General features: G+C 65.5%; 20 protein-coding genes. 7 read left to right on the top strand and 13 right to left on the bottom strand.

Features of this window, described 5'->3' with window-relative positions; genetic code table 11:
* Positions 1 to 46: 46 nt before the first annotated feature.
* Positions 47 to 2251: a (Fe-S)-binding protein gene (locus LAQ73_RS06435; protein WP_224270724.1), complete on the top strand. Its 2205-nt coding sequence runs from the start codon at positions 47 to 49 to the stop codon at positions 2249 to 2251.
* Positions 2252 to 2271: 20 nt separating this feature from the next.
* On the opposite strand, the gene LAQ73_RS06430 is transcribed toward LAQ73_RS06435, so the two are convergent.
* Entirely contained in the window at positions 2272 to 2733 is a 462-nt protein-coding gene (locus LAQ73_RS06430; protein WP_224270410.1) for a ferritin-like domain-containing protein, read from the bottom strand.
* 100 nt (positions 2734 to 2833) lie between these two features.
* On the bottom strand, positions 2834 to 3154 hold the full coding sequence (locus tag LAQ73_RS06425) for a 4Fe-4S dicluster domain-containing protein (RefSeq protein ID WP_224270409.1): 321 nt from the start codon (positions 3152 to 3154) through the stop codon (positions 2834 to 2836).
* A 171-nt stretch (positions 3155 to 3325) separates the two neighbouring features.
* On the opposite strand from LAQ73_RS06425, the gene LAQ73_RS06420 reads away from it, so the two are divergent.
* Positions 3326 to 3802 carry a cupin domain-containing protein gene (locus LAQ73_RS06420; protein WP_224270408.1) on the top strand — a complete coding sequence of 159 codons (477 nt, stop codon included), beginning with the start codon at positions 3326 to 3328 and terminating at the stop codon, positions 3800 to 3802.
* Positions 3803 to 3844: 42 nt separating this feature from the next.
* Entirely contained in the window at positions 3845 to 4201 is a 357-nt protein-coding gene (locus tag LAQ73_RS06415) for a DCC1-like thiol-disulfide oxidoreductase family protein (protein WP_224270407.1), read from the top strand.
* 54 nt (positions 4202 to 4255) lie between these two features.
* Here LAQ73_RS06415 and LAQ73_RS06410 read toward each other — a convergent pair whose 3' ends face one another.
* The 6 genes from LAQ73_RS06410 to alaS all read right to left on the bottom strand — a co-directional run bounded on the left by LAQ73_RS06410 (position 4256) and on the right by alaS (position 11137).
* The gene (locus tag LAQ73_RS06410) at positions 4256 to 4543 is read right to left on the bottom strand and encodes a DUF7853 family protein (RefSeq protein ID WP_224270406.1); all 288 of its coding nucleotides are present in this window, start codon (positions 4541 to 4543) and stop codon (positions 4256 to 4258) included.
* A 300-nt stretch (positions 4544 to 4843) separates the two neighbouring features.
* Positions 4844 to 6061 (bottom strand): acyl-CoA dehydrogenase family protein, encoded by a 1218-nt coding sequence (locus tag LAQ73_RS06405; RefSeq protein WP_224270405.1) that lies wholly within the window; start codon positions 6059 to 6061, stop codon positions 4844 to 4846.
* 78 nt (positions 6062 to 6139) lie between these two features.
* Positions 6140 to 6670 carry a twin-arginine translocation signal domain-containing protein gene (locus tag LAQ73_RS06400; protein WP_224270404.1) on the bottom strand — a complete coding sequence of 177 codons (531 nt, stop codon included), beginning with the start codon at positions 6668 to 6670 and terminating at the stop codon, positions 6140 to 6142.
* A 52-nt stretch (positions 6671 to 6722) separates the two neighbouring features.
* Positions 6723 to 7439: a type 1 glutamine amidotransferase gene (locus LAQ73_RS06395; protein ID WP_224270403.1), complete on the bottom strand. Its 717-nt coding sequence runs from the start codon at positions 7437 to 7439 to the stop codon at positions 6723 to 6725.
* A gap of 74 nt (positions 7440 to 7513) precedes the next feature.
* Positions 7514 to 8302, bottom strand: a complete 789-nt coding sequence (locus LAQ73_RS06390; RefSeq protein ID WP_224270402.1) for an alpha/beta fold hydrolase — start codon at positions 8300 to 8302, stop codon at positions 7514 to 7516.
* A gap of 66 nt (positions 8303 to 8368) precedes the next feature.
* Entirely contained in the window at positions 8369 to 11137 is a 2769-nt protein-coding gene (gene alaS, locus LAQ73_RS06385; RefSeq protein WP_224270401.1) for an alanine--tRNA ligase, read from the bottom strand.
* A 318-nt stretch (positions 11138 to 11455) separates the two neighbouring features.
* On the opposite strand from alaS, the gene LAQ73_RS06380 reads away from it, so the two are divergent.
* Positions 11456 to 13870 (top strand): GAF domain-containing sensor histidine kinase, encoded by a 2415-nt coding sequence (locus LAQ73_RS06380; RefSeq protein ID WP_224270400.1) that lies wholly within the window; start codon positions 11456 to 11458, stop codon positions 13868 to 13870.
* 63 nt (positions 13871 to 13933) lie between these two features.
* Here the strand turns inward: LAQ73_RS06380 and LAQ73_RS06375 are convergent, their stop codons facing one another.
* Positions 13934 to 14959 carry a threonine aldolase family protein gene (locus LAQ73_RS06375; RefSeq protein ID WP_224270399.1) on the bottom strand — a complete coding sequence of 342 codons (1026 nt, stop codon included), beginning with the start codon at positions 14957 to 14959 and terminating at the stop codon, positions 13934 to 13936.
* Positions 14960 to 15118: 159 nt separating this feature from the next.
* Here LAQ73_RS06375 and LAQ73_RS06370 point away from each other — a divergent pair, with 159 nt between their 5' ends.
* From LAQ73_RS06370 to LAQ73_RS06360, 3 genes are all read left to right on the top strand, one after another.
* Positions 15119 to 16039, top strand: a complete 921-nt coding sequence (locus tag LAQ73_RS06370; protein ID WP_224270398.1) for a DMT family transporter — start codon at positions 15119 to 15121, stop codon at positions 16037 to 16039.
* Positions 16040 to 16115: 76 nt separating this feature from the next.
* A complete protein-coding gene (locus LAQ73_RS06365) occupies positions 16116 to 16895 on the top strand; it encodes an HFX_2341 family transcriptional regulator domain-containing protein (RefSeq protein WP_224270397.1) in 780 nt (259 codons plus the stop codon).
* Positions 16896 to 17219: 324 nt separating this feature from the next.
* Positions 17220 to 18305, top strand: a complete 1086-nt coding sequence (locus LAQ73_RS06360; protein ID WP_224270396.1) for an aminopeptidase — start codon at positions 17220 to 17222, stop codon at positions 18303 to 18305.
* Between the two features lie 39 nt (positions 18306 to 18344).
* On the opposite strand, the gene LAQ73_RS06355 is transcribed toward LAQ73_RS06360, so the two are convergent.
* The 4 genes from LAQ73_RS06355 to lrp form a co-directional block, all read right to left on the bottom strand.
* Positions 18345 to 18836 carry a hypothetical protein gene (locus LAQ73_RS06355; protein WP_224270395.1) on the bottom strand — a complete coding sequence of 164 codons (492 nt, stop codon included), beginning with the start codon at positions 18834 to 18836 and terminating at the stop codon, positions 18345 to 18347.
* An 86-nt stretch (positions 18837 to 18922) separates the two neighbouring features.
* Entirely contained in the window at positions 18923 to 19075 is a 153-nt protein-coding gene (locus LAQ73_RS06350) for a DUF1059 domain-containing protein (RefSeq protein ID WP_224270394.1), read from the bottom strand.
* A 157-nt stretch (positions 19076 to 19232) separates the two neighbouring features.
* Positions 19233 to 19739, bottom strand: a complete 507-nt coding sequence (locus tag LAQ73_RS06345; protein WP_224270393.1) for an ester cyclase — start codon at positions 19737 to 19739, stop codon at positions 19233 to 19235.
* 204 nt (positions 19740 to 19943) lie between these two features.
* The gene (lrp, locus tag LAQ73_RS06340) at positions 19944 to 20402 is read right to left on the bottom strand and encodes an HTH-type transcriptional regulator Lrp (protein ID WP_224270392.1); all 459 of its coding nucleotides are present in this window, start codon (positions 20400 to 20402) and stop codon (positions 19944 to 19946) included.
* Positions 20403 to 20468 lie beyond the last annotated feature (66 nt).

The raw sequence follows: 20468 nt of genomic DNA, 5'->3' as shown, positions 1-20468 counted from the left end.
GTCCGTACCCCGGTGATTGAGTATGATAGATTTGCAGGTAGGCGGCATGCTCGCGCCGTCTCCGAGCGTTCCAGCGACGCTCCTGCAGTCGGGGACGCCGACGCGGGAGACGTTCTGGACCATCAGCCACGTCGGCGAAGCCGTCTTCTACTGGCTGGCGGCGCTGGTGATTCTGGTCTTCGCCTACGGCGTCTACGAGCGATTCGCCCGCTACACCCGGGGCAGCGACGAACCCTTCGACCGTCTCACCAACCTCCCCGAGCGAGTTAACACCGCGGCGCGAATCGTCCTCTCGAACGAGAAGCAGTTCGACCGCGACCTCTACGCGGGCGTGATGCACGCGTTCATCCTCTGGGGCTTTCTGACGCTGCTCATCGGGACGACCATCCTGATGGTGGATATGGACCTCTGGACGAAACTGCTCGGCCAGGGGTCGTTCTTCCGGGGCGAGTTCTACCTCTCGTACTCGCTCGTGATGGACGCGATGGGCTTTCTGTTCGTCGTCGGCGTCTCCATGGCGCTGTACCGACGGTACGTCGTCCGTCACGACCGACTCTGGGGAAAACACACCTCGATGGAGGACGACGCGTTCATCTGGACGCTGTTTCTGCTCGGCGTCGGCGGCTACCTCATCGAGGCCCTCCGCATCGTCGGCACCGGCTTCCCCGAGTTCGAGACGGTGAGCTTCGTCGGCTACTTCCTCGCGCTCGTCTTCGACGGCGCGGGGATGTCGGCCGGACAGGCCGAGTCGCTGTACTGGTTCGGCTGGTGGAGTCACTCGCTTCTCGCGCTCGGCTTCATCGCGTGGATTCCCTACGCGAAGCCGTTCCACATGCTCTCGTCGTTCGCCAACGTCGTCACCCGCGACGAGCGGGCGGGAAAGCGCCTCCCGGGCGTCCCCGCCGACCTGGACCACGTCAACGCCGACTCCATCGACGACTTCTCCTGGAAGGAGATACTCGACCAGGACGCCTGCACGAAGTGCGGCCGCTGTTCGTCGGTCTGCCCGGCGAAGGCCTCCGGCCGACCGCTCGACCCGCGCGACGTGATTCTCGACCTGAAATCCTACCGCGAGTCGCTCGACGCCGGCGAGACCGAGCAGAAACCCATCGTCGCCGACGGCGGGAACGCGGTTATCGCCGCCGAGACGATGGAGTCGTGCATGGCCTGTATGGCCTGCATGGACGCCTGTCCGGTCGAGATCGAGCACCTGAACTCCTTCACGCGGATGAACCGCCAGCTCACCGACGAGGGGGCGGTGCAGTCGAACATGCAGGACGTCTTCGGTAATCTGATGCAGAAGGGCAACACGTTCGGCGACCCGCCGCGCAAGCGCGCCGACTGGGCGACGGACCTCGACTTCGAGCTCACCGACGCCCGCGAGGAGGAAGTCGAGTTCCTCTGGTACGTCGGCGACTACCCGAGCTACGACGACCGGAACAAGAAGGTCGCGCGCTCTCTCGCCACGCTGTTCGAGCGCGCCGGCGTCTCCTTCGGCATCCTCTTCGACGACGAGAAGTTCGACGGCAACGACATCCGTCGCGTCGGCGAGGAGTTCCTCTACCTCGAACTCGCCGGCCACCACGTCGAGACGTTCGAGGAGTGCGAGTTCGAGAAAATCGTCTGCACGGACCCGCACTCGTACAACACGATGAAGAACGAGTACCCCGAGATCGACTTCGGCGAGTTCGCCGACGACCCCGTGATGCCGTTCGAGTACGACGAGTTCTGGAACCAGGGAGGCGAAATTCCGGTGTACCACTGGTCGCAGGTCGTCGAACAGCTCGTCAACGACGGCCGCCTCGGTCTCGACGGCACGGAGCTCGACTACACGGTCACCTACCACGACCCCTGCCATCTCGGCCGCTACAACGACGTGTACGAAGCCCCGCGCGACATCATCCGCGCGACGGGCTGCGACCTCTACGAGATGCCGCGCAACCGCGCCGACTCCTTCTGCTGCGGGGGCGGCGGCGGCGGTCTCTGGATGGAGTTCGACGAAGAGCCGAAACCCAGCGAAGAACGGCTCCGCGAGGCGCTCGAAGACACCGACGCCGGGTCGGCCGTCGAGAAGTTCGTCGTCGCCTGCCCGATGTGCATGACGATGTACGAGGACGGCCGAAAGACGGGGAACTTCGAAGACGACCTCGAAATCGTCGACGTCGCCGAGCTGCTCATCGAAGCGCTCGACGCGAAGGAAGCGCGAGCGTCGTCGGTCGGTGAAGACGGTCGTCCGGCGACGGCCGACTGAACCGACTTATCCGCCGTCTCTCACGCTCGGTCGCCCTTGTACTCCTTTTTGAAGCCGCGGAACTCGGTGCGGTGAGCCTCCTCGTCGGCGAGGATGGTCACGCCGATGTCCTCGGTGACGGGGTCGCCCGCCTCCTCGGCCTGCTTGATGAGCGTCCGGTACGTCTCGATGGCGTCCTCCTCGGCGTCGAGCACGCCGTCGATAACGGAGTACACGTCCGTCGTGTCCTCCGGCGGTTGAAGCGTCTCCTGGCTGGGTTTGAACTCGGCGGAGCCCGGTGGCTGTTCGTCGAGCTGTTTCAGGCGTTCACCGAGCATCTCCGCGTGACTGAGTTCCTCCTGGATGTCCTCGTGGAGCGACTCCTTGACTTCCTCGGCGCTCACGCCGTCGAGGACGATGGAGTTCGTCAGGTAGTTCATCACCGTCTCGATCTCGTCCATGTACGCCTGTTTCAGCGTGTCCGTGACATCTTCAGAGGTCATACAGGTCACGTGCCACGGCCACGAAGTTCTAACTACACATCGGTCGGCGTACCGGACTATCAGTCGCTGGTGACTGTCGCGCGGAGAAACGACGGCTCGCTCAGTCCCGACTCGCGTCCACGTCGATTGCGTCGACGGGGCAGATGTCGACACAGAGCATGCAGTCGATACACTGGTCTTCGTAGGTCGGTTCGACTTTCTTCTCGCTCTCGGGGTGGCCGGGGGTGTCCACCCACGTGAACACGTCGACGGGGCAGTTTTCGAGACACGCGCCGTCGGCGAAGCAGATGTCGTAGTCGACGGCCACGTGCGTGCCGTGGATGCCGAGTTTCTCCGGCGGGTCGACGGGCCCCCACACGTCGACGCCGTTCTCCTCGCCGATTTTCTCTCGATTTGCGTCGAAGTTCGGGTCGATTCCCATTACCGAACGGTGAGAGAGTCAGCTACTTAAGCGCACGTCTCCGCGAGCGGAGTGAAACGACGGCGTCTCCGCGAGATTTTATGCTCTCAGAAGGCGTTCTCATCCCTCGATTCGGTCGAATCAAGTGGTTTTCTCATCTGGATTGATAGCGGTCGGTGCCGAACTCGGCGTATGGAACCTGTCAACGACGACGACCTCGACTGGAGCGAGACCGAGCGCGACGACACCCACTTTCGCCGGAAGAAACTCGCCAGCGCCGCCGGCGGCAAGCGTCTCGGCTGTAGCCTCTACGAACTCCCGCCCGGCGGTAACTCGTGGCCGTACCACTTTCACACGGGCAACGAGGAGGCCATCTACGTGCTCTCCGGTCGCGGCATACTCCGCCTCGACGGCGACGAGCACGACCTGCGCGAAGGCGACTACGTCGCCCTCCCGGCCGGCGAGGAGAGCGCCCACCGGGTCCGCAACGAGTCCGAGACACCGCTTTGCTACCTGATGCTGTCGACGATGGACGATCCGGAGGTGAGCGTCTACCCCGACTCGCGGAAGATCGGCATCTTCGCCGGGTCGGCCCCCGGCAGCGACGCCCCGCGAGTCGTCGAGGGCTACTACCGCCGCGACGACACCGTCAGCTACTGGGAGGAGTGAAAAACGGAGAACATTAAGGGAGCGGCCGTCGAACGGGAGCGTATGTCCGCGCCACGTCTCGTGTACGACGACGACTGCGGTTTCTGCACGTGGTGTGCCGTCGTCGCCGGCCGCTACGGGGGGTTCGAGCTGGTCGGCTTCGCAGAACTCACGGACGACCACCTCACTCACCTTCCGGCGGACTACGAGACGTGCGCGCACCTCCTCATCGACGACACGGTCTACTCCTGCGGGGCGGCCGCGGAGCGAGCGCTCGCGGCGTCACATCCCGTCTTCAAAGGAGTGTTCTCGGTACTTCGGCGAGTACCGGCGTATCCGTCGGTCCGCGAGCGACTCTATCGATGGGCCGCCGACCGACGGGCGGTGTGGGGACGTCTCGTCAGCCGGTCGTCGATCTGACGGGGGCGGCGAGACGGCGGCGCGTTCGCTCGGTTCGGGGACCGAGGGCGACTGTCAATCGATGGTTCGGCGGATGTAGCCGAGTACGGCTTCGCCGGGTTCGACGTCACGTTCGGGTGCGGAATCCAGATACGTCGCAAGCATCTGTCGGAGTCTCCGGAGTTCGCTGCCGGTGAACGTTTCGTCCTCTTCGACCTTCTCGCGGAGGGCGTGTTCCTGCATCGGTCTCTGCCCAGTGTCGAGCGTGCGCTCGATGGCCGCGAGAACGGCGGCGTGGACGACCCACGACTCGGCGTGCGTGAGGTCGAGTTCGGCTGAGCCGTTGTACGCTGGAGTGGTCATGGCTCGTCCGACGCTACGTCGTCGACAGGTAAAGCCTGCCCGCCCGTGTCACAACCGAAACGTACATCCCCAACCGGAAGAGGTGCCCGATTTCCAACGTCTGCGGCGTATCCAGAAAAGTGGTTCAGAAATTGACTGTAAGATAGTCGGACTCGTTGTCGACGCGGCCGCGATTTCTCACGACACGTCTACTCGAACGCCGCAATTCCGGTTGCTCACCGCGATTGCGATATCTCGCGACACACTACTCGAACGCCGCAATCCCGGTTGCTCACCGCGATTGCGATATCTCGCGACACACTACTCGAACGCCGCAATCCCGGTGAGATCCTTCCCCAACACCAGGGTGTGGATGTCGTGGGTACCCTCGTAGGTGTACACCGTCTCCAGATTCGAGAGGTGCCGCATCGGCGAGTAGTCGGTCGTGATGCCGTTGCCGCCGAGCATCTCGCGGGCGATTCGCGCCTGATCGCGCGCCATCCGCACGTTGTTGCGCTTGGCCATCGACACCTGCTCGGATCGGAGATCGCCGCGCTCTTTCAACTCGGCGAGACGGTACGCCAGCAGTTGGCTCGTCGTGATTTGAGTCGCCATCTCCGCGAGTTTCTCCTGTTGAATCTGGAAGCGCGCGATGGGACCGCCGAACTGCTCGCGGTCGGTTGCGTACTGCCGCGCCGTCTCGAAACAGTCGCGCGCGGCCCCGACCGCGCCCCACGCGATGCCGAACCGCGCCTGCGTGAGACACGACAGCGGGCCCTTCAGCCCCTCGACGCCCGGGAGGACGTTCTCCTCGGGAATGCGGACGTCGTTGAGACCGATTTCGCCCGTGATGGACGCGCGCATCGAGAGTTTGTCGTCTATCTTGTTCGTCGTCACGCCGTCGCGGTCGGTTTCGACGAGGAAGCCGCGAATCGGTGACCCGTCGGCGGAGGCGTCGCGCGCCCAGACCACGGCGACGTCGGCGATGGGCGAGTTCGTGATCCACGTCTTCGAGCCGTTGAGGACGTACTCGTCGCCGTCCCGAGAAGCGTTCGTCGCTTCTCGGGGGTCAGCCGAGGCTTCCTCGGCGGAGTCGCGCTCCGCACGGGTCTCCATCCCCGCGGGGTTCGACCCGTGGTTCGGCTCGGTCAGCCCGAAACAGCCGACGGCGTCGCCGGTTCCCAGATCCGGCAGCCAGCGCTCTTTCTGCTCTTCGCTGCCGAAAGCGTGGATGGGGTACATCACGAGCGCACCCTGCACGCTCGCCATCGACCGGATGCCCGCGTCGCCGGCCTCCAACTCCTGCATCAGCAGTCCGTAGGCGCGCTCGCCCACGTCCGGGAGGCCGTAGCCGTCGAGGTTCGGCGCGTAGAAGCCGAGTTCGCCCATCTCACCGATGAGTTCCTCGGGGAACGTCCCCGCCTCGTAGTGGTCGCCGATCTCCGGCTTGACCTTCTCGTCGACGAATCGGCGGGCGGTGTCGCGAATCATCCGCTCCTCCTCGTCGAGGTCGGCCTCCAGATCTACGTAATCGAGCATGTACGACTCTGCGCGGCGTCGTGTGAAAAAGCGTTCGCAAATGTTGCCTGTTGACGCGCCGGACGGGTCGTCTCGGCGCTAGGACTCTCCGGCCGTCACGTCCACCACGTCGGCGATATACGGGAGGTCGTCGCGCTTCTCGAAGCGGAAAACGACCCGGTTTCCCGGGTCGACGCGGTTGAAGCCCTCTCGGTCGATTCGGTAGCCGTAGGAGTTCCCCGTCGGTACGTCCGCGACGTTCTCGGGTTCGTACAGCGTGAGAACGATGCTGTACTCGACTCGTTCGTACGCGGACCCCAACGTCGTGGCCATCCCCTCGCTGACCGAAAGCGAGCCGTCTTCGAAAGTCGACGACCCGTCGTCGTCGTATCGAATCGTCTGAAGGCCGAGCGAAATCGGTGCGCGGTTGACGACCGGGCCGTCTGTCGGCCGGACTTCTGCGTACGGACGGTTGCTCCGCTCGTCGGTCACACGGACGTTCTTCCACTCGACGGCCGCGACGACGGTCGGTGACGAGAAGACGTCGGTTCCGAGACAGCCAGCAGTCGCCAGCGACCCGGCGGCGACTCCACAGGTTGCGAGGAATTTGCGCCGCTTGTTGGAGGACATCACCGCGTCAGTTCCGTCGAAATTGATAAGTGTCTTGTTACTTCGCGTCCCTTCAGATTTCGGCCGCCCGCTTGGTGCGGCGTTCCTCGCGGACGCGCTTCGCGTGCGCGACGAAGTTGTCGAACAACTGTTTAGCCTCGCAGGCGGCGTCGAACTTCTTAGTCGTGATGCCCGCGAGCACCGTGTTGACCCGCTCGTCGCCGAGTCGCTCGCGCTTGCCGTCGGTCACCTCGCGCGCGGTTTCCGTGTCGTACTCGGGGTGGAACTGCACGCCGTAGCTGTTGCCCTTTCGGAAGGCGTGGACGCCAAACTCGTTTTTGGCCAGTAGCTCCGCACCCGGCGGCAGTTCGAGGACGGCGTCGCCGTGAGTCGTGAAGACGGTGAAGCGCTCGCCGATGCCGTCGAACAGCGGGTCGTTGTCGAGGTGTTCGATCTCGTTGTAACCGATTTCGAACTGGTCCATCCCGCCGACGCGGCCGCCGAGCGCCTCTGCGAGCACTTGGTGGCCGTAACAGACGCCGAGAATCGGGATGTCTCTCTCGGCAGCCTCGGCGACGTAGTCGACGAGCGGCGGAATCCACTCTTCGTCCCAGTACACCGACGCGCGGGAACCGGTGACGACGACGCCGTCGTACTCGTAGCTGTCGGGCAGCTCTCCCTCGCTGGCGGCGAACTCCACGAGGTCGGCGTCGAGTTCGCGTCTGAAGTTTCGTCTGGTGCTTTCGCTGCCGTGAGAGGCGTCGAGAAGCGCAAAGCGGAGTCTGCTCATGCTGGAGCATCAGGCTCTCGGGCCTGAAAGGCGTTGCGTCCGGGCGAATCCTGCCGACGTCTGTGTGGCGCGTCTCAGAGGTACTCCACGTCGGAGTGGTCCTCTAGAAACGCCAGGAGGCAGTCGTTGACGTCCTTCGACGCCTCGACGCCGACGAGGTGACCCGCGTCCTCGACTGCCTCGAACGTCCCTCGCGGGAGGTCGTCGGCGAGCTCGCGGCCGCGTTCGACGGGCCACGTCGAATCCGCGGTCCCGTGGAGGACGAGACTCGGAACCGTCACCTCGTACAGTCGGTCGCTCACGTCGAATCGCTCGACGGCGCTCGTCTGTGCGTCCCACGCCCCCGGCGACGCGTCCTCGTCGGCGCGCCACGCGACGATTCGGTCGACGGCGTCGGGATGGCGCTCGACGAACGACGACGAGAGGGCCGCTTCGGTCGCCCGGCGGAGGTCGTCTCGGTCGTCGGGACTCCCGTACAGCGGCGTGAACTCCAACCCATCTCCCGTCGCGGCGGTACTCAGAAGCGTCAAACTCGCCACGCGGTTCGACGAGAGCGCGGTCCGGAGTGCGACCATCCCACCGAGACCCGCGCCGACGAGATGCGCCTTCCGGACGCCGTGGTCTGCGAGGACGACTTCGAGGTCCTGTGCGAGTTCGCCGACGGTGTACGATCCGTCCGGAGCGTCCGACTGCCCGACGCCGCGCTGGTCGTAGACGAGGCTCTCGAACGGACCGGCGACGGCGGCGTGCTGCCAGCCCCACTGCCACGCGCCGTACCCCGCGTCGCCGACGAACGCGACGGTTTCGCCGTCGCCGTCGGTCTGGTAGTGAAGCGAGACGCTGCCGTTCGTTGCAGTAGCCATTGTCGGTAGCTCACGCGTCGACACCGTCAGCGTTGCGTCTGCGGATCGCGAAAAAAGCGTACCCGCCTACGCGTTCAGGACGTTCCGGAGCACGTCCGGCGCGCGTTCGAGCGCTTCGTCGAGGTCGTCGGCGTTCGGACCGCCGCCTTGCGCGAAGTCCGCGGGGCCGCCGCCGCCGCCACCGACCATCCCGGCGAGTTCGCCGACGACTTCGCCGGCGTTGATGGCGACACCGTCGGGGACGCTGACGACGAACTGGGCGCTGCCGCCGGCCCCGCTGCCGAGCACGGCGACTTTCCCCTCCTCGGAGAGCGCGTTGGCCGTCGCGCGGAGCTCGTCGGTGTCGCCGTCGAATCGCTGGACGACTGCTGGCGTGCCGCCGACGTCTATCTCCTCGGCCTCGGCCGCGGCGCGCGCCTCGGCGAGTTCCCGCTTGAGGCGGTCGATCTGCTTGCCGCGCTCCTTCCACTCGGTGAAGAACCGCTCGGCGGTCTCGGGGACGTCCTCGGGGTTGACGTCGAGAACTTCCGCGGCCTCGTACAGCGCGTTCTCCGTCTGATGGGTCGCGCGAATCGCGGCGTCGCCCGCGGCGAAGACGATACGCTCGACGCCGTCCTGCACCGGCTCGGTCGAGAGAATTTTGATAGTGCCGATGTCGCCGGTGCGCTTGACGTGGGTGCCGCCGCAGGCCTGGATGTCGTCGGCGACCTGGATGAGTCGAATCTGCTCGCCTGGCGGGATGCCGCCCTGGTAGAGGTCGAAGCCGTACTTCTCCTGGGCGTCGTTGCGGTCGGGCCACTCCTGTTTCACCGGGATGTTGTCGCGGACGAGTCGGTTGGCGACGCGCTCTATCTCCTCGACCTGCTCGCGCGTGAGGCGCTCGTAGTGGGTGATGTCGAAGCGTGACCGCTCGACACCCTTCTGCGCACCCGCCTGCCGGACGTGGTCGCCGACGACCTCTCGGGCCGCGTAGCCGACGATGTGCGTCGCGGTGTGGTGCTGCATGAGGCTGCGGCGGCGGTCGATGTCGACCCGGCCGCGGACGAACTCGCCCTTACCGGGGTCGGCGTCGGTCCGGTGGAGGATGACGCCGTCGCGGCGCTGGACGTCGCTCACCTCGACGGAGCCGTCGTCGGAGACGAGGTGGCCGTAGTCGGCGGGCTGGCCGCCGCCTTCGGGGTAGAACATCGTCTGGTCCAACACGACGTCGTAGCCGTCCTCGCGCTCGAACACGTCGAGGACGACGGCCTCGAACTCCGTGCGCTCCTGGTCGTCGTAGTAGAGCTGTTCGGTTTCGGGCAGGTCCGAGAACCGTTGGTCGCGCTCGGTCGCCTCCTCGGTCTGCTGGGGCGTCTCGTGGCGCGCGGCGACGAGCGAGTAGAAGTCGTCGGGAATCTCGACGTCGACGTCGCGCTCGTCGGCTATCTCCCGCACCATGTCCGGCTGGATGCCGTGGCTGTCGTACAGTTCGATGAGCTCCTGCGTCGGAATCGGCTCGCCCCTCTCGGCGTACTCCTCGGCCAGTTGGCGGACGCGGCGGCCGCCGCGTTCGAGCGTCTCTCTGTATTTGCGCTCCTCGGTGCGGACGATGTCCCGAATCGTGTCGCGGTTCTCGTAGCCGAGGCGCTTGGCCTGCATGTCGACGAGTTCGTCCAGCGGCGCGTCGACGCCGACGTTGTCGACCAGCCGCTTCGTTCGTCGGAGGACCATCCGCGAGAGGTAGCCTGTCCCCACGTTCGAGGGGACGATGCCGTCACCGAACATGTACGCGAGCGCCCGGCAGTGGTCCGCGATGGCGTAGATGTCCTCCAGCGGCCGCATCAGCGCCGTCAACTCGTCGGCGTCGACGTCGAGCTGCTCGGCGATCTCCGAACGCGCCGTCTTCATGTCCTCGGCCTCGTCGATGTCCATGACGCCCGCCAGTTTCGCGGCGCGGTGGACGAGCCCCTCTTCCTCGTCGCTGTGGTCGATTCCCGCGTTCTCCTTGAGGAACCGAATCATGTCGGGATAGACGGCCTCGTACACCGTCGGCGTCCCCTGGCTCATCCACGTCCAGCGCTCGAGGCCGTAGCCGGTGTCGACGATGTACGTGTCCATCGGCGAGTAGCGGTTGCCGTCCTTCAGCTCGTACTCGCCGTCGGGGTCCTGTTCCATCGACATGAAGACGAGCGTCGCCAGCTCTGCGCCTTTGTAGATGACTTCGATGGCGGGTCCGGCGTTGCCGCCGCCGACCCACGGGTCCTCGATGTACGTGATCTCCTCGATGTTCGCGCCGAGACTCTCGAAGAACTCGTCGCAGTACTGTACCGTCTCGTCCTTCCAGTACACCTCGCCCTCGTAGGCGTACTGGTCGCCGACCTCCTCGCGTGCGTTGAACGCGTGGTGGGCCATCATCTCGAACGCCATCGTGTGCCGACCCGTCTTGCCGACGTTGTCGATGTCCTGCATCCGGATGCACGGCTGGCTGATACAGAGGGGGTTCGCCGGCGGCGGCGTCTCGCCCGACGTGACGAGCGGTTGGAAGTCGTAGATGGACGCCTGCGTCAACAGCACGTCGTCGCGCCAGCGGTTCGCCGCGACCGGGTACGGTTCGATGCGGGTGTGGCCGTTCTCCTCGAAAAAGGAGAGGAACTCCTCGCGCATCTCCTCCATCGTGTGCGACTCGGCGAACCCGGGGTCGCCGATGAAACTGTACTCGTCGCACGGCGGTTCGCCGCACGTCTCGCGGTCGTGATCCCGCGTCCAGAAGTGGGCACCGCAGGAGACGCACTCCTTGCGATCGAACTCGTTCTCCTCGAAATAGTCGAGACGATACTCCGATTCGAGACTGCTCATTGGTTCTGTTTGGCCCATGACCGGCTAAAAGGGTTCGGGAACGCCGGGCGCGCTCTCCGATCGATTCGTCGGGAGCAAGCGTTAGGCGATGGGCGTACCTTCCCGAAGCTCTGGAGAGGACCCAGACCCGAGGGCTTCCCGACGGACGCTTGCTGCGATGGCGCGACGGCCCCTCGTGATGCGGTATCGGACCCCGAGCCGCCCGAATAGCCATCTCTCGGGCCCAGAAGATGACGTATTTGGATTTTCTCGTCGGTCGACTTGCTCCGGAATCATTATATTGCTGCTGGAACACTCACTGGAGTAATACTGTCTCCCATGTCATCCGAACCGTCGGTCAGGGTACTTCTCGTCGCAGACGCTCCAGTCGAGAGCGTCGATACGGTCCTCGACGCCGACGAGACGCTCTCGGTCCGCCGATGCGGCTTCGATGCCGTCGACGACCACCTCGCGGACGTCGACTGTCTCGTTCTCACCGACACGTTCTCACTCTCGGGTGCCGCGCGCGAGATTCCGACGGTTCTCTGTACGCACGGGTCGCCGACTACGGTCGACAGACCAGCGCGATACGACGCGTTCGCGCCCGCCGAGACGCCGTCGGTGCTGCCGGCGCAGGTTCGGTGGGCGACGCGCCGCAACGACAGCGTAAATCGCCGTCGAATCGCCAAACTACACGAGGGAGCCGCGACGCTCATCGCCGCTCGCTCCGCCGACGAACTGTACCACTCCACCGTCGACATCGCTTGCCGCATTCTCGCGTTCGACACCTGCTTCGTTGCCGTCGTGGAAAGCGAACCGACGGCCGCGCGGCTGGACGACGACGCGGTCGACGAGTGGGTCGTCCCGAAGGCGATTCGGCCGCCGTCGGCGCACGTCGACGAGATTCCAGTGTCGGACGGCGTCGCGGGGCAGACGTACCGAACCGGCGAGTCGTTGCTCGTCGACGACCTGCGTGCACACCCGCTGGCCAAACCCTCGGACCCCGCTTACCGGTCGGGTATCAGCGTCGCACTCGGCGACGACGCAGTCTTTCAGGCGACTGCGACCCGGCCCGACGCGTTCGACGAGACGGACCTCCACCTCGCGGAGCTGCTCGTGACGTACGCGACGGAGACGCTGTCTCGCATCCGCTCGGAGGAGGCGCTTCGGCAGCGCCGCGAGGACATCGCCCGCCTTCACGACGCTACGGCGGATCTCGTCGGCTGTGCGGACGAAGACGAACTGTACCGGCGCGCGATCGCCGCCGCCGAGAACGTGCTCTCGCTCGACTCCTGTTACGTCCGGACGGTCGAGGACGGTCGGTTCGTCGTCCGCGCGGAGTCCGACCGCTCTCCCGACTGGGAGATGGCCGCCATTCCCGTCGACTACGGCGTTACTGGTCGAACGCTCCGTGAAAACAGGTCGTTTCTGGTCGAAGACGTTCGAAGCGACCGGCGCGCCGACCCCGTAGACTCGGGCTATCGGTCGGTACTCAGCATCCCCATCGGCGACGCGGGCGTGTTTCAAGCGCTGTCGGCGACGCCCGGCGCGTTCGACGAAAAGGATCTGGAGTTCGCCGAGATTCTGGTCTCCTACGTTCGGACGACGCAGTCGCGCATCCGTTCCGAGCGGGCGCTCCGCACGAGAGAACAGGAACTCACCGCCGAGCGCGACCGATTCAGCGCGCTGTTCGAGAACGTCCCCGACGCCGCCGTCGCCTACGAGTTCGTCGACGGCGAACCCATCGTCAGGCGCGTCAACTCGGCGTTCGAGGAGATATTCGGCTACGACGCCGACACCATCGTCGGCGAGAACGTCGACGAGTACATCGTCGGCGAGAGCGTCGACGAAGCCGACCCGAGCTCCGCCCCGCGACTCAACCGGCAACTGCAGGACGGCGAGAATCTGCGCCGCGAATGTCGACGACTCACGGCCGACGGCCCGCGGGAGTTCCTGCTCCACGTCGTCCCGCTGGCCATCGGCGAGACGAACGTCGCCGGCTTCGCCATCTACACCGACATCACCGAGCGAACCCGCCGTGAGAAGCGCCTCACCAGACAGAACGAGCAGTTAGAGGAGTTCGCCCACATCGTCTCTCACGACCTGCGAAACCCCTTGTCGGTCGCCGTCGGCCACCTCTCGCTCGCGCGCGAGACCGGCTCCGAGGAGTCGTTCGAGGCCGTCGAGCGGTCGTTGGGCCGGATGGACGACCTCATCGACGACCTGCTCTCGCTGGCGCGGGCGGGCCGAACCGTCGAGGAGCGGACGCCGCTGGACGCCACCGAGATCGCGGCGCGGGCGTGGAGCGGCGTCGACACCGCGGACGCGACGATTCACTCCGAGGGGCCGATACCCGTCGACGCCGACGAGAGCCGACTGCGCGAACTGTTTGAGAACCTCTTTCGCAACGCAATCGAACACGGCGGCGACGCGGTCACCGTCTCGGTCGGTCCGGCCGACGACGGGTTCTTCGTCGCCGACGACGGCCCCGGCGTCGACGAGGCCGACCGTGAACGCGTCTTCGACCGCGGCTTTTCGACCGGTGGCGACGGCATCGGTGTCGGCCTCCACATCGTCCGCACTATCGCGGAGGCGCACGACTGGTCGGTGACCGTCTGCGACAGCCCCGACGGCGGCGCTTGCTTCCACTTCGTCACCGACGAAGCGGGCGAGCAAGCCGACGCATCCGACGCCGACCTCTCGGAGGAGGCGTTTCCGACGCTCGATACGAACCGCGCCGCGCGCGGCAAGTAAACCGTCGCATCCGCGCGGCGAGCAACCCGCTCGAAGTGAGTCTCGCTCTCGAACGGTGCAGTTCTACGCCGACTCGACGGCCGCGGCGATGTGGTCGAGCGCGTCCTCGACGTCTGACGCCGAGACGCCCCAGTTCGTGCAGAGTCGGACGGTCGTGTCGCCGAACGCGCCGCAGGCGACGCCCTCGTCGACGCAGGCGTCGACGAACTCGTTCGCGGTGAGACCCGCGCCGGCCACGTCGACGACGACGATGTTCGAGTCGGGGACGGTGGCGGTGAGACCCGGGAGATCGTCCAGTCCAGCCGCGAGCGTTCGGGCGTTCTCGTGGTCCTCGGCGAGTCGGTCGACGTTTTCGAGCGCCAGGAGGCCGGGCGCGGCGATGACACCGGCCTGCCGCATCCCGCCGCCGAGCAGTTTTCGCGTACGGCGCGCGCGGTCGATGTACGCCGCGTCGCCGGCGAGAACCGAGCCGACGGGCGCGCCGAGGCCCTTCGAGAGACAGAACATCACGCTGTCGACGTTCTCGACGAGCGCCTTCGGGTCCTCGTCGAGCGAGACGGCGGCGTTGAAGATGCGCGCGCCGTCGAGGTGGACCGGCACGCCGAGGTCGTGGGCGGCCTCGGCCGCGGCGTCGATGTGCTCCTTCGGGACGGCGACGCCGCCGCGGCTGTTGTGGGTGTTTTCGAGCGTCAGCAAGCCGGTGCCGGGTCGGTGGAGGTCCTCTTCGACGTAGCGCTCGCGCACCTGCTCGGGCGTGGGAACGCACCGGTCGCCGCAGTCGATGGTCCGGACCTGCAGTTGGGAGAGTTGGGCGATACCGCCGAGTTCCCACTTGACGACGTGGGCTTCCTCGTCGCAGAGCAGTTCCTGACCGCGGTCGGTGTGGACTCTGGCGGCGATCTGGTTCCCCATCGTCCCCGAAGGGACGTACAGAGCGGCTTCCTTGCCGACGAGGTCGGCGGCGCGGCGTTCGAGTTCGTTGACTGTGGGGTCGTCGCGGTAGACGTCGTCGCCGACGTCGGCGTCGCGGGCGGCCTCGCGCATCTCCTCGCTCGGCCTCGTGACGGTGTCGCTGCGGAGGTCTATCATCGTCGGAGTCCTCTCGCCGGACGCGCAAATAGTCGCGGGTCTCGGCGACGGTTGTGGTTTCTCCGACCGCTTCGAATCGGCGTGCCCGTCCCCCGAACGGTATCGATAGTAACGACCGTAACGCAACGTCGCTATCAACCTCGTTCGGAACGATTCGGTGTGAACACTGATTCGGAAACGACGCCCCGACGAACGTGGTTCCGACGGCCCACGCCGCACGCGCGCGCCGTCGCTGAGGCGCTGTTCGTCACGCTGCTGTGGTCGAGTTCGTACGTGCTCGTCAGAACCGGGCTCGAATCGATACCACCGCTGACGTTCGCCGGTCTCCGGTACGCGCTGGCGGCGGTTCTCCTGTGGCCGCTGCTGCTCTGCCGCGGAAGCCTTTCGTCGGTACGGGGTCTCTCGCGGCGCGAGTGGATTGTGATCGGTTCGCTCGGCGTGACGATGTACGCGCTGACGCAGGGCGCACAGTTCGTCGCCCTCGTCTCGCTGCGGGCGGCGACGGTCAGTCTCGCGCTCACGCTCACACCCGTCGTCGTGGCCATCGTGGGCGTCGCCGTCCTCGCCGAGCGACCGACCGTTCGGCAGTGGGTCGGCGTCGCCGCCCTCGTCGTCGGCGCGGGCCTGTACGTCGGTCCGGTTACGGTGGGCGGCGACGGTGCGGGAACGGGGCTCGCGGCGGCCGCCGCCGCCCTCGGCGGCAACGCGGCAGCCGCACTTCTCGGCCGCCGCGTCAACCGCGACGGTCCTTCACCTCTGGTCGTGACGACGCTCTCGATGACGGTCGGCGGCGGGTTGCTTCTCGCCGTCGGGACGACGCTCCAAGGCGTTCCCGTGCTGTCGCATCGGTCGTGGCTCATCGTCGGGTGGCTCGCGGCCGTCAACACGGCGTTTGCGTTCACGCTCTGGAACCGAACGCTGCGGACGCTCTCGGCCGTCGAGTCGAGCGCCATCAACAACACGATGCTCGTCCAAGTGGCGGTTCTTGGCTGGCTCTTTCTCGGCGAACCGCTCTCGCCGACCGCGTGGGTCGGCCTGCTGCTCGCGGCAGCGGGCGCGTTCGCGGTTCAACGCCGATGAGCGAACTCGGCGTCGTCTCCGCCGACCCCTGTCGCCAGTTCGATACGCTGATGATTGACGGTACCGAGCGCCCGGTATGACTCCGAACGACTCGATTCCGCTGCGTGTGCAGGTGGTTCCGCTCGGGTTCGAGTACGCTCGGTTTCGGGACCCGGTGTTTCGGTGGCGCGCGGACAAGGTCGTCGCCATCGAACACGTCGATGCCGCCGATATCGACTATCTGGACGCGTTTCTCGCCGAACTTGAGGGGAACGATCGTATCGACCTCGAACTCCGAACATGCGACATTTTCGACCTCTACGACGCGCTCGGAAGCATCGCCGGGACCATCGACGACCACGCCGACGACGAGGTGTTCGTCAACCTCTCGGGCGGCAGCAAAGTAACCGCCATCGCGGGGATGATCGCCTGCATGGCGACCGGCGCGACACCGTTCTACGCCAAACCCGACTACGGGCCCGACGGCCGGGCGGTCCCCGCGGAGCCACTGCACGACGCGGTCGAGTCGGTGTTCGCGCTCCCGACGTATCCCATCGACGCGCCCTCGCCGACGCTCGTCGCGTTCCTCTCGTACATCGGCGCCGAGACCGACGAGGCGACCGGCCCCGGCGGCCGCTCCCGCGGACCGAACAAGAAGGACCTCATCGACTTCGCGCGTGAACACGACTTCGACTTCGTCGCGACCTCGGAGGCGACGACCGAGAAAGCCTACTACCGACTGCTCGACTCGCGCGTCCTCGACCCGCTTCTCGCCCGCGGCTACGTCGAAACCGAGCGAATCGGCCGCCGGACGCACGTCACGCTCACGAGCGACGGCGAGAACGCGCTCCGGGCGTTCCGGCATCTGGTCACGTGAGTACCAGTCTACGGCCAGCGACAGCGGTGGCGCGCGGCTCCGTCGCCCTTCGTGGCGACGGGTCGCGCGTGAGGGATGAGTGAGCGTCGACGCGAAGCAGAGACGTGAGCGAATCGGTTGGGGAGGATGTGGCTGGTGCGGTGCTGTGCGGTCTCTCGGCGCGCCCGGATGCAGCGACACAACCTGCACTTATGGTCTATCTCGTAGCGGTCTCGACCTCTACGTGAGCATCCACACACGGACCCATCCTCTTCGCCCCGAATTCACGAAACGCAGACGACAACTCCGAAAACCGTAACCCCCCACCGAAAGAATCCCCGACCCATGGACCCGCGTATCCGCGAACACGCACAGACCATCGTCGATCACTCGACGGATATCGAAGCGGGCGACAACGTCGTCGTCCACATGCCGAGCGAGGCCGAGGACCTCGCCGTCGCGCTCCACGAACTCATCGGCGACCGCGGGGCGAACCCCATCTACCTCAACAACTCCGACCGCGCCGAGCGGGCGTTCCTGCGCGCGCGCGAAGACGACTTCGACACCCCGGCGCACAAACTCGCGCTCTACGAGGAGATGGACGTCTACATCGTCGCGCGAAGCGGCGGCAACGTCTCCGAGAAAGCCGACGTCGACCCCGAGACCAACGCCGCCTTCCGCCGCGCCGAGCGCGAAATTCTCCACGAGCGCCTCTCGAAGACGTGGTGTCTCACCCAGTATCCGACGACGGGCCACGCCCAGCTCGCCGGAATGAGCACCGAAGCCTACGAGAACTTCGTCTGGGACGCCGTCACGCTCGACTGGGCCGCCCAGCGGGAGTTCCAACAGCAGATGGTCGACATCATGAACGACGCCGACGAGGTGCGCATCCGGTCGGGCGAGGAGACCGACCTCACGATGCGTCTCGCGGGCAACGAGACCATCAACGACTACGGCGAGGCGAACCTCCCCGGCGGCGAGGTGTTCACCGCGCCGGTCAAGGACAGCGTCGAGGGCGACGTCTACTTCGACATGCCGCTGTACCGCTACGGCCGCGAAATCGAGGACGCGCGCCTGACGTTCGAGGACGGAAAGGTCGTCTCCTACAGCGCCGAGCGCAACGAGGAACTGCTTTCGAGCATCCTCGACACCGACGAGGGGTCGCGCTACCTCGGCGAACTCGGCATCGGGATGAACCGCGCCATCGACCAGTTCACCTACAACATGCTGTTCGACGAGAAGATGGGCGACACCGTCCACATGGCCGTCGGCAGCGCCTACGAGGAGTGCGTCGGCGAGGAGAACGAACTCAACGAGTCCGCCGAGCACGTCGACATGATCGTCGACATGAGCGAGAACTCCGCCATCGAAGTCGACGGCGACGTGGTGCAGCGTAACGGCACGTTCGTCTTCGAAGAAGACTTCGAATGAGAATCCATTAGAACCTCGTACTCCCTCCGTTTTCGGTGTTTAGACACTTGTCCGAGCGGAGCGCCGCTGCATCAGCGCTCCGGCGATCGTCCAGAGGCCACCGAGAACGGATACTGCCGTCCCGACGAGTGTGAGAGCAACCCATGCTCCCCACAGATACAGTGTGACATCGAAGAAACTGACCGAAACCGAAGTTTCGAACCACTGAGGGAGTCTCCCGAGACCTGAGCCGAGGAACAACAATACCGTTCCGGCGACGTTCGCCGCGGCCCCCAACTGCAGTATGAGTCGTTGGCGCGGTTCGAGACGCGCAAACCGCTCGGCCACCGCCAAAATCAATGCGCTTGCAGCGACGAACGTCGCTGCGAGTCCCAAGGCGAGTCCGAAAGCGACGAGCAGTCCGGCGACGAACCCGTCGCCGCGCGGTCCCGTTGAGGCAGACGAGAGTGTAGACCAACTGTAAACAAACGTCGCAAGCGCAGCGAGAATTCCGCCGGCAGCGACGCCGATGGACCGGGTACTGGGACGCATACGTTACTGTTCCGACTAGTTCGTAGTAAGTATTCTCTCGCTGCTAGCCGTCAAAAACCGAGCGTTTATTTCGTCTTCCGGGGGGTTCACGCCGCGTGTATCATCTTTCGTACGTCCTCTTCCGACGGCGAGATACCGTGGTTCGACTTCGCGTGTGTCTGGACGAATTCGATGAGTTCGGCTTCGTCCTCCGAGACGATGTCGAAGTCGCAGTCGAATCCGTGTTCCCGGCAGGTCACCCTGTTGCTCACTTCGGTTCGCTTGCGACACGTCGTCTGGCGGCGTAAATCGGCATCTCTGCGTTCTGACCCGCTTCGATTACTCAGTGTCGAGTCGTCGCCCTCAAAAGGGGTCCGCCCGCGGGCGAAACACCGCCCGCGAACGAAGCGCCGTGGGCTACGCGACTCCGCCGCGAGAGCGTCCGAGACGGGACCGCAGCCGCAGTCCCAGGAGACGGACGAACTTTCCCGGCGAGTCGGGGAAGAGACCCAGCTGTTCGAGAAACGCCATCCGGTCCCAAATCGTCCACATCTCGACGCACCGACCCGCTTCGAATCGGGCGAAGTTCGCCCCGGAGAGTTCGAACGACTCGCCGGTCGCCGGGAGGCCGATCTCGGTCGCCGCCCCCGTCTGAGTCCCGCGTTGGGTGAACCGCGCTGCGACCGTCTCGCCAGTCTCGAACACCTCGTGGAGTTCGGTCTCGAAGTCCGGGACGACACCGAAACTCTCTTCGAGATACGTTCGGTAGGCGTCGCGTCCTTCGAACGTGCCGAACGGGGTGTGAACCACCGCATCGGCGGCGAAGAGGTCGTCGAACCCGGAGAGCTCCCCGGCCCAGACCTCCTCGATAATCCGCTCGAAGCGACTCGCATTCGTCTCTACGCCCGATTCTGTCTGTGTCATACGAACTAGATATTCGCCTCGAAACGAGATATCTCTTCGCTCGAGTCGCCGGCGGGTGCCACCCTCGCGTGCGCAACACAGGATCTCCCCTCTATCGGCCCCGGGGGGGTCCCCGGACGGTGTCGCGGTCGAGGCGCTATCGAGCAGTTACACTCGAAGGTAGCGGACGTGGTTCACCGAGAAACGAGCCAACTCGCGCCGCGTCTACTCCTCGATGTCGAGGTCGAACTGCTGGTTCTCGACGACGGCGTTGAGAACGACGCTCGTGTTCGACTCGCGGATGTCGGCGTCGGTGAGCAGCTCCTTGATCTGCCTGTTCATGCCGTCGGTGTCGGTGAACTTGCCGATGGCGATGACGTCGTAGTCGCCCGTCACCTCGTACACCGAAATCATCTGCTTCTGTTCCTGCAGGCGGTCGGTGATGTCGGGGAGCGCGCTCCCCTCGACTTTCAGTTGGATGATCGCCGTCACGTCGTAGCCGAGCGCGCCGTAGTTGACGATGGGGGTGTAGCCTTCGACGACGCCTTCCGCCTCCAGATCGCGGAGGTGGTTCGAGATGGTCGTGACCGACACGTCCAGTTCTTCGGCGAGACTGCGGAGACTCGCACGCCCGTCGCCGAGCAGTGCGTTGATGAGTTTTGCATCGAGGTTTTCGTACGTCATCACACCCACGCACACACTGGGGGCATTAGAATTTAACGAATATCCAATTCTACCCCGATGTCGGAC

The sequence above is a fragment of the Haloprofundus salinisoli genome, from assembly GCF_020097815.1.
GTDB classification, from domain to species: domain Archaea; phylum Halobacteriota; class Halobacteria; order Halobacteriales; family Haloferacaceae; genus Haloprofundus; species Haloprofundus salinisoli.
This window is presented reverse-complemented; position numbering and strand designations above follow the sequence as displayed.

Excerpts from the sequence above, each read along its gene's own strand:
- LAQ73_RS06435 (WP_224270724.1), top strand. The coding sequence starts at position 47 with ATGCTCGCGCCGTCTCCGAGCGTTCCAGCGACGCTCCTGCAGTCGGGG.
- LAQ73_RS06430 (WP_224270410.1), bottom strand. The coding sequence starts at position 2,733 with ATGACCTCTGAAGATGTCACGGACACGCTGAAACAGGCGTACATGGAC.
- LAQ73_RS06425 (WP_224270409.1), bottom strand. The coding sequence starts at position 3,154 with ATGGGAATCGACCCGAACTTCGACGCAAATCGAGAGAAAATCGGCGAG.
- LAQ73_RS06420 (WP_224270408.1), top strand. The coding sequence starts at position 3,326 with ATGGAACCTGTCAACGACGACGACCTCGACTGGAGCGAGACCGAGCGC.
- LAQ73_RS06415 (WP_224270407.1), top strand. The coding sequence starts at position 3,845 with ATGTCCGCGCCACGTCTCGTGTACGACGACGACTGCGGTTTCTGCACG.
- LAQ73_RS06410 (WP_224270406.1), bottom strand. The coding sequence starts at position 4,543 with ATGACCACTCCAGCGTACAACGGCTCAGCCGAACTCGACCTCACGCAC.
- LAQ73_RS06405 (WP_224270405.1), bottom strand. The coding sequence starts at position 6,061 with ATGCTCGATTACGTAGATCTGGAGGCCGACCTCGACGAGGAGGAGCGG.
- LAQ73_RS06400 (WP_224270404.1), bottom strand. The coding sequence starts at position 6,670 with ATGTCCTCCAACAAGCGGCGCAAATTCCTCGCAACCTGTGGAGTCGCC.
- LAQ73_RS06395 (WP_224270403.1), bottom strand. The coding sequence starts at position 7,439 with ATGAGCAGACTCCGCTTTGCGCTTCTCGACGCCTCTCACGGCAGCGAA.
- LAQ73_RS06390 (WP_224270402.1), bottom strand. The coding sequence starts at position 8,302 with ATGGCTACTGCAACGAACGGCAGCGTCTCGCTTCACTACCAGACCGAC.
- alaS (WP_224270401.1), bottom strand. The coding sequence starts at position 11,137 with ATGAGCAGTCTCGAATCGGAGTATCGTCTCGACTATTTCGAGGAGAAC.
- LAQ73_RS06380 (WP_224270400.1), top strand. The coding sequence starts at position 11,456 with ATGTCATCCGAACCGTCGGTCAGGGTACTTCTCGTCGCAGACGCTCCA.
- LAQ73_RS06375 (WP_224270399.1), bottom strand. The coding sequence starts at position 14,959 with ATGATAGACCTCCGCAGCGACACCGTCACGAGGCCGAGCGAGGAGATG.
- LAQ73_RS06365 (WP_224270397.1), top strand. The coding sequence starts at position 16,116 with ATGACTCCGAACGACTCGATTCCGCTGCGTGTGCAGGTGGTTCCGCTC.
- LAQ73_RS06360 (WP_224270396.1), top strand. The coding sequence starts at position 17,220 with ATGGACCCGCGTATCCGCGAACACGCACAGACCATCGTCGATCACTCG.
- LAQ73_RS06355 (WP_224270395.1), bottom strand. The coding sequence starts at position 18,836 with ATGCGTCCCAGTACCCGGTCCATCGGCGTCGCTGCCGGCGGAATTCTC.
- LAQ73_RS06345 (WP_224270393.1), bottom strand. The coding sequence starts at position 19,739 with ATGACACAGACAGAATCGGGCGTAGAGACGAATGCGAGTCGCTTCGAG.
- lrp (WP_224270392.1), bottom strand. The coding sequence starts at position 20,402 with ATGACGTACGAAAACCTCGATGCAAAACTCATCAACGCACTGCTCGGC.